The organism is Streptomyces sp. NPDC053431, assembly GCF_044544925.1.
GTDB lineage: Bacteria > Actinomycetota > Actinomycetes > Streptomycetales > Streptomycetaceae > Streptomyces.
In genome coordinates this window covers 1,317,728-1,330,118 of sequence record NZ_JBITXX010000001.1, presented here as the reverse complement: position 1 = coordinate 1,330,118, position 12,391 = coordinate 1,317,728, and the positions used below count along the sequence as shown (strand labels likewise).

The 12,391-nt window shown below is 71.6% G+C and carries 14 protein-coding genes and 1 rRNA gene; 6 read left to right on the top strand and 9 right to left on the bottom strand.

Features of this window, described 5'->3' with window-relative positions; all coding sequences use genetic code 11:
• Positions 1-88: ribosomal RNA gene (locus tag ACIGXE_RS05965) — 16S ribosomal RNA — on the bottom strand; the annotation flags it as partial.
• Between the two features lie 535 nt (positions 89-623).
• Complete coding sequence (locus tag ACIGXE_RS05960; protein WP_399743637.1) at positions 624-1,277, bottom strand: DNA-3-methyladenine glycosylase; 654 nt, start codon at positions 1,275-1,277, stop codon at positions 624-626.
• Between the two features lie 105 nt (positions 1,278-1,382).
• On the opposite strand from ACIGXE_RS05960, the gene ACIGXE_RS05955 reads away from it, so the two are divergent.
• From ACIGXE_RS05955 to ACIGXE_RS05945, 3 genes are all read left to right on the top strand, one after another.
• Positions 1,383-2,165: a sporulation protein gene (locus ACIGXE_RS05955; protein WP_399743634.1), complete on the top strand. Its 783-nt coding sequence runs from the start codon at positions 1,383-1,385 to the stop codon at positions 2,163-2,165.
• 40 nt (positions 2,166-2,205) lie between these two features.
• Positions 2,206-2,739, top strand: a complete 534-nt coding sequence (locus ACIGXE_RS05950) for a YbhB/YbcL family Raf kinase inhibitor-like protein (protein ID WP_399743631.1) — start codon at positions 2,206-2,208, stop codon at positions 2,737-2,739.
• 169 nt (positions 2,740-2,908) lie between these two features.
• Positions 2,909-3,415 carry an HNH endonuclease gene (locus tag ACIGXE_RS05945; RefSeq protein ID WP_128976739.1) on the top strand — a complete coding sequence of 169 codons (507 nt, stop codon included), beginning with the start codon at positions 2,909-2,911 and terminating at the stop codon, positions 3,413-3,415.
• A gap of 65 nt (positions 3,416-3,480) precedes the next feature.
• Here the strand turns inward: ACIGXE_RS05945 and ACIGXE_RS05940 are convergent, their stop codons facing one another.
• The 4 genes from ACIGXE_RS05940 to ACIGXE_RS05925 form a co-directional block, all read right to left on the bottom strand.
• On the bottom strand, positions 3,481-4,254 hold the full coding sequence (locus tag ACIGXE_RS05940) for a sulfite exporter TauE/SafE family protein (RefSeq protein WP_399743627.1): 774 nt from the start codon (positions 4,252-4,254) through the stop codon (positions 3,481-3,483).
• A 91-nt stretch (positions 4,255-4,345) separates the two neighbouring features.
• Positions 4,346-5,296: an SPFH domain-containing protein gene (locus ACIGXE_RS05935; RefSeq protein ID WP_399743624.1), complete on the bottom strand. Its 951-nt coding sequence runs from the start codon at positions 5,294-5,296 to the stop codon at positions 4,346-4,348.
• Between the two features lie 96 nt (positions 5,297-5,392).
• Complete coding sequence (locus ACIGXE_RS05930) at positions 5,393-5,821, bottom strand: NfeD family protein (protein WP_399743621.1); 429 nt, start codon at positions 5,819-5,821, stop codon at positions 5,393-5,395.
• A gap of 70 nt (positions 5,822-5,891) precedes the next feature.
• Positions 5,892-6,689, bottom strand: coding sequence for an ABC transporter ATP-binding protein (locus tag ACIGXE_RS05925; protein ID WP_399743617.1), 798 nt, complete (start codon positions 6,687-6,689; stop codon positions 5,892-5,894).
• Between the two features lie 151 nt (positions 6,690-6,840).
• On the opposite strand from ACIGXE_RS05925, the gene ACIGXE_RS05920 reads away from it, so the two are divergent.
• Entirely contained in the window at positions 6,841-7,632 is a 792-nt protein-coding gene (locus tag ACIGXE_RS05920; RefSeq protein ID WP_399743615.1) for a hypothetical protein, read from the top strand.
• A 325-nt stretch (positions 7,633-7,957) separates the two neighbouring features.
• On the opposite strand, the gene ACIGXE_RS05915 is transcribed toward ACIGXE_RS05920, so the two are convergent.
• The 3 genes from ACIGXE_RS05915 to ACIGXE_RS05905 all read right to left on the bottom strand — a co-directional run bounded on the left by ACIGXE_RS05915 (position 7,958) and on the right by ACIGXE_RS05905 (position 10,118).
• Positions 7,958-8,203, bottom strand: a complete 246-nt coding sequence (locus ACIGXE_RS05915; protein WP_399743612.1) for a chaplin — start codon at positions 8,201-8,203, stop codon at positions 7,958-7,960.
• Positions 8,204-8,332: 129 nt separating this feature from the next.
• On the bottom strand, positions 8,333-8,980 hold the full coding sequence (locus ACIGXE_RS05910; protein WP_399743609.1) for a response regulator: 648 nt from the start codon (positions 8,978-8,980) through the stop codon (positions 8,333-8,335).
• On the bottom strand, positions 8,973-10,118 hold the full coding sequence (locus ACIGXE_RS05905) for a GAF domain-containing sensor histidine kinase (RefSeq protein ID WP_399743606.1): 1,146 nt from the start codon (positions 10,116-10,118) through the stop codon (positions 8,973-8,975). The genes ACIGXE_RS05910 and ACIGXE_RS05905 overlap by 8 nt, the downstream gene beginning before the upstream one ends.
• 290 nt (positions 10,119-10,408) lie before the next feature.
• Between ACIGXE_RS05905 and ACIGXE_RS05900 the strand changes: the two genes are divergently transcribed.
• Together ACIGXE_RS05900 and ACIGXE_RS05895 are read left to right on the top strand one after the other, a co-directional pair.
• Positions 10,409-11,110 carry an SDR family NAD(P)-dependent oxidoreductase gene (locus ACIGXE_RS05900; RefSeq protein WP_399743603.1) on the top strand — a complete coding sequence of 234 codons (702 nt, stop codon included), beginning with the start codon at positions 10,409-10,411 and terminating at the stop codon, positions 11,108-11,110.
• The gene (locus tag ACIGXE_RS05895; RefSeq protein WP_399743600.1) at positions 11,107-12,249 is read left to right on the top strand and encodes an S-adenosylmethionine:tRNA ribosyltransferase-isomerase; all 1,143 of its coding nucleotides are present in this window, start codon (positions 11,107-11,109) and stop codon (positions 12,247-12,249) included. Before ACIGXE_RS05900 ends, ACIGXE_RS05895 begins: the two co-directional genes overlap by 4 nt.
• Positions 12,250-12,391 lie beyond the last annotated feature (142 nt).

The following is a 12,391-nucleotide window of genomic DNA, read 5'->3' as shown; positions in this document are numbered from 1 at the left end:
TCCACCCCGAAGGGCTTCATCGTTCGACTTGCATGTGTTAAGCACGCCGCCAGCGTTCGTCCTGAGCCAGGATCAAACTCTCCGTGAATGTTTACTCGGCCAGTAAATTAATACAGCCGGTTCTACACTCGCGTTGAGCGGAACGGTTCGGAGGAATAGTCCGATCCGTTCACAGCGTCCTCGCTGTGTGCCACCCGAAGGTGGACTTTTTCAAAGGAACCTCGACCATCCGAAGATGGACGGGGTATCAACTAATCTGGCGTTGATTTTTGGCACGCTGTTGAGTTCTCAAGGTGCGGACGCTTCCTTTGTACTCACCCTCTCGGGCTTTCCTCCGGGCGCTTCCTTCGTTTCCGACTCTATCAGATCTTTCCGATCCGATTTCCTCGGTGCTTTCCGGTCCCTTTTCGACTTTCGTCTTTCCGGGCCCTTCCGGCGTGTCCACCACTTTAGCGGATTTCCCTGGCGACTCATAATCGAGCCGGTGGGAACAGATTCCGGCATGCCGAAATAAGCCCCGTTGGGATTCGTTGTAAGCAGTGGATGACCGCTCCCGGGAGGCTTCAGTGAGCACTGCCCGTCTCAAGCGGCTCGGGCTACATTACGCACCTCCTGGACCCGAGTCAAGCCTGGCCTGAGGACGAGCGTTTCCGCGGTGTGTGGGCGCGGTACGGACTCACGGTGGGGTCGGCGTCGATCCAGTAGCGCCAGGGGTGCGGGGCGCCCTCGCCGCCCACTCCCGTGCGGGGGCCGGTGCGGACCTGGCCGGCCGCGGGCGGGGTGCCGGTGAGGAGGGACAGGGGGGCGTCCGGGCCGGCACAGGCGTCGGCGCCGTTCAGGGTGCGGCCGACGTCGAGGGCGGTGGCCAGCCGGGCCGGGCCCTTGGCGAGCTCGGCGTCGTAACGGGCCGAGAGGCGTCGCTTCCTCGCCTGCTCCGCGCCCGTGAGGATCTCCCCCGCGCGGAGCAGGACTCCGCTCGCCTCGCCCTCGGGGCCGCACACCAGGTTCAGGCAGTGCCACATGCCGTAGGTGAAGTAGACGTACGCGTGTCCGGGCGGGCCGAACATCACGGCGTTCCGGGGGGTGCGGCCGCGGAAGGCGTGCGAGCCGGGGTCGATCGCGCCGGCGTACGCCTCCACCTCGGTGAGGCGGAGTTCGATCCGGCCTTCGGGGGAGTTCCGCACGAGGGTGCGGCCGAGAAGATCGGGGGCGACCTCCAGGACGGGGCGCTCGAAGAAGGTCCGCGGGAGCGGCGTACGGTCGGGGCTCTCGCTCATGGCGTCCGAGGGTACGGGGAACCGGCTACCTTCGTGGCGCGTATGTACGGGTCGGACCGTCAACGCGTATGTACGGGTCAGACCATCTAGGAGAGGACGCAGGACATGGGGTTCAAGAAGCTGCTCGCGAGCCTGGGTGCGGGCGGGGCGTCCGTGGAGACCGTGCTCACGGAGGAGAACGTCGTCCCGGGTGGCGTCGTCCAGGGTGAGGTGCGGATCCAGGGCGGTTCGGTCGCCCAGCAGATCGAGGGGCTTTCCGTCGGACTGCAGGCGCGCGTCGAGGTCGAGGGCAACGACCAGGAGTACAAGCAGGACATCGAGTTCCTGAAGGTGCGCCTCGGCGGGGCCTTCGAGGTACAGGCCGGTGCGGTGCACGTGGTGCCGTTCGGTCTGGAGATCCCGTGGGAGACGCCGGTGACGGCGATCGCGGGTCAGCAGCTGCGCGGGATGCACATCGGTGTGACGACGGAGCTGGAGATCGCGCGCGCGGTGGACTCGGGCGACCTGGACCCGATCAACGTGCACCCGATGCCGGCGCAGCAGGCGATCCTGGACGCCTTCATCCAGCTGGGCTTCCGCTTCAAGAACGCGGACATGGAGCGCGGTCACATCCGGGGGACGCGGCAGAAGCTGCCGTTCTACCAGGAGATCGAGTTCTTCGCGCCGGCGCAGTACCGGGGTCTGAACCAGGTCGAGGTCAGCTTCGTGGCGGACGACCGGGAGATGGACGTCGTGCTGGAGATGGACAAGAAGCCGGGTCTGTTCACCGAGGGCAGCGACTCGTACCGCTCGTTCACCGTCGGCCTGCACGACTTCCACTCCACCGACTGGGCGGCCTACCTGAACCAGTGGCTGGCGGAGGTCGGTGGGCGTCGCAACTGGCTCTAAGGTCGGTGCCGTAGGGCAGGTAGCGACAGGAGGTTGAGACGTGGCCGAGGGCAAGAGGGCGCCGCTTCCCCATGACTTTCACCCGCCGGTGGCGTCGTTCACGGTGGTGAGCGACGACGTCGTGGAGGGTGGGGTGCTGAAGGACGCTCAGGTGCAGGCGGAGGGGAACACCTCTCCGCAGCTGCGCTGGGAGGGTTTCCCGGCGGAGACGAAGAGCTTCGCGGTGACGTGCTTCGACCCGGACGCGCCGACGGGCAGCGGTTTCTGGCACTGGGTGGTGTTCGACATCCCGGCGTCGGTGACGGAGCTGCCGGCGGGTGCCGGTTCGGGCGGGTTCGAGGGGCTGCCGGCGGGTGCCGTGCACGCCCGTAACGACTACGGCTCGAAGGACTTCGGCGGCGCGGCGCCGCCGCCCGGGGACGGTCCGCACCGATACGTCTTCACGGTGTACGCGGTGGACCAGGAGAAGCTGGGCCCCGACGCCGACGCCTCGCCGGCCGCGGTCGGCTTCAATCTGCGCTTCCACACCCTGGGGCGTGCCCAGCTCGTGGCGGAGTACGAGATCCCCGCGTAAGGCTGAGCTTCGCCCGTTGTTTGCCCGCTTCTGGTCTTGGAGAGATCAGAAGCGGGCATCTTTCTTTGCGCAGATATTGCGTTGTCCTACCCGGCGCGCCCGGCCAGAGTTGATCCAAGCCCGGAGCCTCTAGACGGGGGCTGGGGCCGGCACACGGGAGGTGGGCACAATGCGGGACACGCTGGTACTGAACGCGAGCTTCGAGCCGCTTTCGACGGTGACACTCAACCGTGCGGTGGTGCTTGTCCTGCAGGACAAGGCCGTCGTGGAGCAGGAACACCCTGGTCTTCGGGTCCGGGCGGCCGCCGTGGACATGCCGGTGCCCCGGGTGATCAGGCTCTGCCGGTACGTGCGGGTGCCGTTCCGAAGACAGGCTCCGTGGTCGAGGCGGGGTGTGCTGGTGCGGGACCAGCACCGGTGCGCGTACTGCGGGAAGCGTGCCACGACGGTGGACCACGTGGTGCCGCGGGCGCAGGGGGGTGGGGACCACTGGCTGAACACGGTGGCCTCGTGCGCGGAGGACAACCACCGCAAGGCGGACCGGACGCCGGAGCAGGCGGGGATGCCGCTGCTGCACCAGCCGTTCGTGCCGACGCCGCAGGACGCGATGCTGCTCGCGCTGAAGGCGGCCGAGCGGTCGGAGCTGCCGGACTGGCTGGCCGGGCAGGCCGCCTGAGTCTGTGCGTGGACCTGTGAGGGCCCGCCCCTTCTCGGGGCGGGCCCTCCGTCATGGTGCCGGCGTCATTTGAGGGTGAGTTGGAGGATGGCGACGAGGCCGACGGCGATGATCACTCCGCGCAGGACGGTGGGGGGCAGGCGTCTGCCGACCTTGGCGCCGATCTGGCCGCCGATGGTGGAGCCGACGGCGATGAGGAGGACGGCGGTCCAGTCGAAGTCGGCGACGAAGAGGAAGAAGACCGCGGCGATGCCGTTGACGACGGCGCCGAGGATGTTCTTGACGGCGTTGATGCGCTGCAGGGTGTCGTGGAGCAGCAGGCCCATGAGGGAGAGGTAGAGGACGCCTTGGGCGGCGCCGAAGTATCCGCCGTAGATGCTGGCGAGGAAGAGTCCGACGAGGAGGGCGGGGCCGCCGTCGGGGTGGGCCTCGGTGCCGCTGGCCTCGCGGCGGCGCTGGACGGCGGCGGCGATGCGGGGCTGCAGGAGGACGAGGACGAGGGCGATGCCGATGAGGACGGGGACGATCGCGTCGAAGGCGTCGGACGGCAGGGCCAGGAGCAGGACGGCGCCGACGAGGCCGCCGAGGAGGGCGGCGGTGCCGAGGCGGAGGACGCGGGTGGTCTGGCCCTTGAGTTCGCCGCGGTAGCCGATGGCTCCGCTGATGGAGCCGGGGACGAGGCCCAGGGCGTTGGAGACGTTCGCGGTGATCGGGGGGAGGCCGGTGGCGAGGAGGACCGGGAACGTGATCAGCGTTCCCGATCCCACGATGGTGTTGATGGCGCCGGCGGCGGTACCTGCCGCGAAGATCGCGAGCATGTCCCAGATGGACAAAGCCATCTCCTTACGGGTTCGGTGAGTCGCCTCCCCGCCCCGTGAGCGCCGGAGTCGAGGGGCTCGTACCGATCATGCCCGAGATTACGTGTACGTGTCAGTCAACCGGCGGTTCTTCGCGGCGGGCGGGGATGTCGGCGGTCGGGCCGCCCTTGGTGTTGAAGCCGGGGACGCCGGGGGCGACGTTTCCGAAGGCTCCGGAGAGGCCCTTGAGGGCGTCGCCGATCTCGCTGGGCACGATCCAGAGCTTGTTGGCGTCGCCTTCGGCGATCTTCGGGAGCATCTGGAGGTACTGGTACGAGAGCAGCTTCTGGTCGGGGTCGCCGGCGTGGATGGCCTCGAAGACCGTACGGACGGCCTGGGCCTCGCCCTCGGCCTTGAGCGCGGCGGCCTTGGCCTCACCTTCGGCGCGGAGGATGGCGGACTGCTTCTCGCCCTCGGCGGTGAGGATCTGGGACTGGCGGATGCCCTCGGCGGTGAGGATCGCGGCGCGCTTGTCGCGGTCGGCGCGCATCTGCTTCTCCATCGAGTCCTGGATGGAGGTGGGCGGCTCGATCGCCTTCAGTTCGACGCGGTTGACGCGGATGCCCCACTTGCCGGTGGCCTCGTCGAGGACGCCGCGGAGGGCCGCGTTGATCTCCTCGCGGGAGGTGAGGGTCCGCTCCAGGTCCATGCCGCCGATGATGTTGCGGAGGGTGGTGACGGTGAGCTGCTCGATGGCCTGGATGTAGCTGGCGACCTCGTAGGTGGCGGCGCGGGCGTCGGTCACCTGGTAGTAGATGACGGTGTCGATGTTGACGACGAGGTTGTCCTGCGTGATGACCGGCTGGGGCGGGAAGGGCACGACCTGCTCGCGCAGGTCGATGCGGTTGCGGATGCGGTCGATGAACGGGACGACGATGTTCAGTCCGGCGTTGAGCGTGCGGGTGTAGCGGCCGAAGCGCTCCACGATGGCGGCGCTGGCCTGCGGGATGACTTGGATGGTCTTGATCAGGGCGATGAAGACAAGCACCACCAGAATGATCAGGACGATGATGACTGCTGACATCGTGTTCCCTGTGCCCTTCGCTGCCGGGTTGATGACCAGATGATGATCTCGATGATCGAGTTTCCCAGACCGCGGAGGGTCATGGGCGAGGTTCGGTCACATCACGACGGCGGTGGCTCCGTCGATGTCGACGACGTCGACCTGTTCGCCGGGTTCGAAGCTCAGTCCTGAGTCGAGGGTGCGGGCGGACCAGATCTCGCCGGCCAGCTTGATGCGCCCTCCGGAGCCGTCGACGCGTTCCAGCACGACGGCTTGACGGCCTTTCAGGGCGTCGATGCCGGTGCGGATCGGGGGGTGGCCGTCGCGGTGCCGGGCGGCGATGGGCCGCACCACGGCGATGAGGGCGACGGAGACGACGGCGAAGACGACGACTTGGGCGACGATGCCGAAGCCGAGGGCCGCGGTGACGGCTCCCGCGACGGCGCCGACGGCGAGCATGCCGAACTCGGGCATCGCGGTGAGAACGAGGGGAATGCCGAGCCCCACCGCGCCGATCAGCCACCAGATCCATGCGTCGATGTCCACATGGTCATGGTAGGGCGGTGGGGCAGTACGGGACAGGGCGCGGTTCTGTGCGGTGACGACGCCCGGCCGGTCACTTCAGCGGCAGGCCCTGCGCGGTGTAGCGCTCGCCGACGTGCTCGACGACGAGCGGCAGGCCGAAGCAGCGGGAGAGGTTGCGGGAGGTCAGCTCGGTCTCCATGGGGCCGGCGGCGAGGACCTTGCCCTGACGGATCATCAGGACGTGGGTGAAACCGGGGGCGATCTCCTCGACGTGGTGGGTGACCATGATCATCGAGGGCGCGATCGGGTCGCGGGCGAGCCGGCCGAGGCGGCGGACCAGGTCCTCTCGGCCGCCCAGGTCGAGGCCGGCGGCCGGCTCGTCGAGGAGCAGCAGCTCGGGGTCGGTCATCATCGCGCGGGCGATGAGGGTGCGCTTGCGCTCGCCCTCGGAGAGGGTGCCGAACTTGCGGTCCAGGTAGTCGGTCATGCCGAGGCGGTCGAGGAAGGCCTTGGCGCGCTCCTCGTCGACCGGGTCGTAGTCCTCGTGCCAGGTGGCGGTCATGCCGTACGCGGCGGTGAGGACGGTCTCCAGGACGGTCTGGCGCTTGGGGAGCTTCTCGGCCATGGCGATGCCGGCCATGCCGATGCGCGGACGCAGGTCGAACACGTCCGTGCCGACGCCGCCCAGGCGCTCGCCGAGGACGGTGGCGGTGCCCTTGGTCGGGAAGAGGTAGCTGGAGGCGATGTTGAGGAGGGTCGTCTTGCCGGCGCCGTTGGGACCGAGGATCACCCAGCGCTCGCCCTCCTTGACCGACCAGGAGACCTCGTCCACCAGAGCGCGTCCGTCGCGGACCACTGATACGTCCACCAGCTCCAGTACATCGCTCATGGTCGCGTTGTCTCCCCTTGCGGTCGAGTCGTGTCACCGCCTTGCGCCTGTGGGCGCGGCGTCCAGGGAAAACCTACGCCACCGGCGGGCCGGGCCGGTCCTTAGGGCTTGCTTTGCGTCTCGGGCCCCGACGAGTCCCTACGCTGTGGGCATGCTTTCGGAACCACGCTCAGGACGTCTGGCCGCTTGGGGCAATGCCCTGCTGGCCGGGGCGGTGTCGCCGGACGACGCGGCGCTCGCGATTGTCGGGGAGGACGCGGTGCACCGCGTGGAGGGGCTGCCGGGCGAGGCGGGGCCGGTGGGCCTGACGCTGGCGCTCGGGCGGCTGCGGCGGCTCGGGGTGACCGGCTGGCGGGTGGCGCTGCCCGCGCCGGGTCATCCGCTGGGGCTGAGCGGTCCGCCCGAGTTCAACGCGCGGGCCCTCGAGGCGGAGGAGGCGGTGGTCGGCTTCGGCGCGCCGTACGGGCTGGTGCCCGCCGTCTCCGAGGCGGGTCCGGCGGGCGACGTGCACGTCGAGGTGGTCTGGCACTGCCTGGCGGTGCGGGAGGCGCCGCCGGCGGACGTGCCGTCGCTGGGCGAGGCGGAGCGGGAGCTGGCGGAGGCGCTGCGCGAGGCGACGACCGTGCTGACCCGGCTCGACGTCGCCGCCTCGGGCCCGGCGGCCGACGCGGCCCGCGACGCCTACCGCGCCCGCGCGGAGACCGGCCGCGAGGTCCTGGCCCCCGGCTATCCGGCCCGCGCGGTCCGCGTCCTGGAGCTGGCCCAGCGCATCGGCCTCCTCGTCGACCTGGCCTACGACCACGGCCACGGCGGCGCGGTGAGCGCGGCCGAGATGGCGGCGCGGGGGGCGGCGCTGCGGCCGGTGGAGCGGGTGGCACGGCGGGCGCAGGTGGCCGCGTACAACGCCTATGTGGAGGAACGCGAGCGGGAACGGGGCTTCTGACACCCGCCGCCGACCCGCCCCACGACCGGCGGTCGGAGACCGCCGCAGCGCGGCGAAGCCCGGGAGGCGCCCCAGCGCCGAGCGGCGCGAGCCGCGCCTCGGGAGGAGGGGCCGGCGGCGCGGGGGGCGGCGCTGCGGCCGGTGGAGCGGGTGGCGCGGCGGGCGCAGGTGGCCGCGTACAACGCCTATGTGGAGGAACGCGAGCGGGAACGGGGCTTCTAGGAGCGCCGTCGTAGGGAGCGGTAGGAGCGAGGGCCCGGGGGGCGGGTGGAAAGGGGCCGGCCCCCGGGGGGATCGTCCGGGGGCCGGTGGTTCGACGGTCGGGTCAGTGGTTGACCGCGGCGTTGCCGAAGGCCGGGTTGAGCAGGCCGATCACGTTGATCGTGTTGCCGGAGACGTTCACGGGGACGTGGACCGGGACCTGCACCAGGTTGCCGGAGGCGACGCCCGGCGAGTTGAGGGCCTGCCCGTGGGCGTCGGCACCGCCGTGGGCGGAGGCGACACCGGCACCGGCGGCGACGATGCCACCGGCGACCATGGTGAGGGCAGCGGCCTTCTTGAGCTTGTTCACTTCGGGTTCCTCCTGGTCGTGGCCGCGGCCGGTCCGCCGCAGCACGCCTTGGAGAACGCCGCCGCCCCCGCCGGGTTGCGCCGAACGGGGGACATACACACGACAGTATGAAAAGGGGAACGGCCGTACCTACGAGGTCAGCCCGTGCCGTACGGCCCAGAGCGCGGCCTGGGTCCGGTCGGCGAGGTCCAGCTTCATGAGGATGTTCGAGACGTGGGTCTTGACCGTCTTCTCGGAGAGGACGAGCGCGCGGGCGATCTCCCGGTTGGAGCGCCCGTCGGCGATCAGGCCGAGGACCTCGCGTTCCCGCTCGGTGAGGGTGGAGCCGCGGCCCGAGCCGCCGCCCGGGCCCTGCTCGTCCTGGCTGAGCAGCGCGCCGGCCACCTCGGCCTGGAGCAGCACGTGCCCGGCGTGGACGGAGCGGATGGCGCCGGCGAGCGCGTCGGGGTCGATGTCCTTGTAGACGTATCCGTACGCGCCGGCGCGCAGCGCGGGGACGACCGTGCGCTGCTCGGTGAAGCTGGTGACGACGAGGACCCGCGCGGGGTTCCCCAGCTCGCGCAGCCGGCGCAGCGCCTCGATGCCGTCGGTGCCGGGCATCTTGACGTCCATGAGGACGACGTCGGGCCGCAGCTCCTCGGTGGCGGCGACGCCCGCCGCGCCGTCGGAGGCCTCCCCCACGACCTCTATGTCGTCCTGGACCTCCAGGAAGGTGCGCAGGCCGCGGCGGACCACCTGGTGGTCGTCGACCAGCAGGACACGGATCTTCTCAGCCACCGGGGACCTCCATCTCGATCGTGGTGCCCCGTCCGGGGGCCGATGTCACGGTGAGCGTGCCGCCGACCCCGCCGGCCCGGTCGCGCATGGAGACCAGGCCGAGGTGGCGGCCGGCGCTGCGGACGGTCGCCGGGTCGAAGCCCTTGCCGTCGTCGCTGACGGTGAGCCGGGCGCCCTGGCCGCTGCGGCTGAGCGAGACGGTGACGCGCTCGGCGCCGGAGTGGCGCAGCGCGTTGTGGAGGGCCTCCTGGGCGACCCGGAGCACGGCCTCCTCCTGGGCGGAGGGCAGGGCGCGGACACCGGCGCTGTCGAAGCTGACCCGGGCGGTGTGGGCGCGGTCGAGGACCTGGATCTGGGTGCGCAGGGTGTGCACGAGGCCGTCCTCGTCGAGGGCGGCGGGGCGCAGCTCGACGACGGCGGCGCGCAGCTCGTCGGCCGCTTCGGCGGCGAGCTCGGTGACCTGCTGGAGCTCCTCCTTGGCGCGGGCCGGGTCGCGGTCGACGAGGGCGGCGGCGGCCTGGGCGGTGAGCCGGAGGGAGAACAGCTTCTGGCTGACGGCGTCGTGCAGCTCGTGGGCGAGGCGGGAGCGCTCCTCGGCGATGGTGAGCTCGCGGCTGCGCTCGTAGAGCCGGGCGTTGGTGAGGGCGATGGCGGCGTGCTGGGCGAGGATCGACAGGAGCTCCTCGTCCTCGGCGGTGAAGCCGCAGCTGCCGGACGGCTTCGGGCAGCGCTTGTTGGCGAGGAAGAGGGCGGCGAGGATCTCGTCGCCGTCGCGGACGGGCAGGCCGAGGAAGTCGGACATCTCGGGGTGGGCGTCGGGCCAGCCCTCGAAGCGCGGGTCCTCACGGACGTCGACGAGCCGCTCGGGCTCGGCCTTGTGGAGCATCGCGGCCAGGATGCCGTGCTGGCGGGGCAGCGGGCCGATGGCGCGCCACTGGGCGTCGCTGACGCCGTCGACGACGAACTGGGCGAAGCCGCCGTGGTCGTCGGGGACGCCGAGCGCCGCGTACTCGGCGTCGAGCAGCTCGCGGGCGGAGGCGACGATCGTCTTGAGGACGTCGCGGACCTCCATCTGGCGGTTCATGGCCAGCAGGGCGCTGCTCACGGCGGCCAGTCCGGAGCTGGGTCGATGGCTCATGTGTTCACCGTACCGGCGGGGTGTGACGGTCCGTATCCGCCCGGGGACGGCGGTGGACCGGGACCCGGGGCCTAGGTCGAAGTTCCCTGGGCGCTCGGGGCCCGCGGACGAGGCGGCGGGGCGGAGCGGGCGACGAGCCTGGAACCCGTCGGTCCCCGCAGGGGCGGGGACGCGAGGAAGAACGGGACGACGGAACGACGAGCACGTCGAGAAGTCGCGAAGTCGAGAACACGCGAACACGAGAACACGAGAAGTCGAGAAGTCGAGAAGACGCGAAGGGGATGGCGCGGATGTCTGTCGCGATCGTGACGGGGGCGTCGAGAGGGCTCGGCCGGGCGCTGGCCCTCGGGCTGGCCGGGCGGGGCTGGGACCTGGTCCTGGACGCCCGCACCGGTTCCGTACTGGAGGAGACGGCGCAGGAGGCGCGGCGGCTGGGGGTGCGGGTGGCGGCGACGGCGGGGGACGTCACGGACGCCGGGCACCGCAAGGACCTGGTGGCCGCGGCGGAGCGGCTGGGCGGGGTGGATCTCCTGGTGAACAACGCGGGGATCCTGGGCGCCGAGCCGCTGGTGCCGCTGGCGGAGCATCCTCTGGACCGGTTCCGGGCGGCGCTGGAGACCAATCTGGTGGCCCCGCTCGGGCTGGTCCAGGAGGCGCTGCCGCTGCTGCGGGAGGCGCCGGCGGGGGCGGTGATCGACGTGAGTTCGGACGCGGCGGTGGTGGCGTACCGCACCTGGGGCGCGTACGGGGCGTCGAAGGCCGGGCTGGATCTGCTGTCGGCCGTGCTCGCGGTCGAGGAGCCCGGTCTGCGGGTGTGGTGGGTGGATCCCGGCGGCATGCGGACGGACATGCTGGCGGCGGCCGAGCCGGACGAGGATCTGACGGGCGCGCCCACGCCGGAGGAGATCGCCCCGGCGTTCCTGCGGCTGCTCGACGAGCGCCTGCCGAGCGGCCGGTACGAGGCGCGGGATCTCCTCGGGGCGGAGCGGTGACCGTGCTGCTCGACGGGCTGTCCGTCCCGGAGGAGCTGTCGGCCCGGGTGCCGGCCGAGCAGCGGGGTCCGGGGCGCGGCCGGGACGACGTACGGCTCCTCGTGTCGCGGGGGACGGAGGTGACGCACCGGGCGTTCCGGGAGCTGCCGGGGCTGCTGCGGGCCGGGGACGTGCTGGTGGTGAACACCTCGGTGACGCTGGCGGCGGCGGTGGACGGGCGGCTCGGCGCCGAGCCGGGCGGCGTGCCGGTGGTCGTGCACTTCTCGACGCGGGGCGACGACGGCCGGTGGGCGGTGGAGCTGCGGGAGCCGTGGGAGCCGCCGGGGTCGGCGCCCGGTGGAGGGGCCGGGGCGACCCGGCCGCGGCCGGGCGGCCCCGTGGGGGCGGTGGTGCGGCTGCCGGGCGGGGCGCGGCTGGTCCTGGAGGAGCCGCTGGTGCCGGGGGCGGCGCGGCTGTGGTGGGCGCGCCCGGACACGGAGGTGCCGGGGCTGCTGGCCCGGTACGGGCGGCCCATCCGGTACGGGTATACGGAGCGGGACCAGCCGGTCGCCGCGTACCAGACGGTGTTCGCGCTGCCGGCGCCGGACGGCGCGGGCTCGGCGGAGATGCCCAGTGCCGGGCGTCCCTTCACGGCGCGGCTCGTGGCGGACCTGGTGCGACGGGGGGTGCAGTTCGCTCCGGTGGTGCTGCACACGGGCGTGGCGTCGGCGGAGGCGCACGAGCCGCCCTATCCGGAGCGCTTCGAGGTCCCCGAGACGTCGGCGTGGCTGGTGAACGCGGCGCGAGCGGGTGGGGGCCGGGTCATCGCGGTGGGGACGACGGCCGTGCGGGCGCTGGAGTCGGCCGGGGTGGGGGCGTCGGGAGGAGGGGCGGGCCGGGGCGAGGCGTGGGTGCGGGGCGCCTCGGGGTGGACGGATCTGGTGGTCACGCCCGAGCGGGGGGTAGGGGTGGTGGACGGGCTGCTGACCGGGCTGCACGAGCCGGCGGCCTCGCATCTGCTGATGCTGGAGGCGGTGGCGGGGCGGCCCGCGCTGCGGCGGGCGTACGCCGAGGCGGTGCGGGAGCGGTACCTCTGGCACGAGTTCGGGGACATCCATCTCCTCCTGCCGGAGGAGGCCCCTCACCGCGCGCATTGCTGATGCAACTCTGGGTGAGACCGTTACGCGCCCGATGTGAGCCCGCGCATAGGACCCACGTCACTTACGAATCCCCCTAGTGGACGCATAAAGGACAGATGAGGGCCGCTGGAGCTGGTCACGGACCCGCCCGGCGGCCTCCTCG